Consider the following 299-nt stretch of genomic DNA (forward strand, 5'->3'; position numbering starts at 1 on the left):
ATCGGTTTTGTTAAAGATGCGTCGGATGTTGAAACCAACGTCTTTACCGTTACCTTCTCTGGTACAAATCTAGGTCAATACACCTTTACGTTACTTGAAGCGCTTGACCACGAAGATGGTCTGGTGAATAACAGTTTGAGCTTTGACCTGCCTGTTTATGCAGTAGACAGCGATGGCGATGATTCTTTGGTTTCTCAGTTAAATGTAACCATCGGTGATGATGTTCAAATCATGCAGGATGGTACGTTAGATATCACTGAGCCAAATCTTGCAGACGGCACAATCACAACCAGTACCAT

1 protein-coding gene is annotated in these 299 nt (G+C 42.8%); it reads left to right on the plus strand.

Annotated features, from left to right (window positions below):
• A partial coding sequence (locus tag IQQ51_RS20720; protein WP_193841995.1) for a hypothetical protein occupies window positions 1-299 on the plus strand: 299 nt, incomplete at both ends.

Source organism: Vibrio sp. OPT18, assembly GCF_015163615.1.
GTDB classification, from domain to species: domain Bacteria; phylum Pseudomonadota; class Gammaproteobacteria; order Enterobacterales; family Vibrionaceae; genus Vibrio; species Vibrio coralliirubri.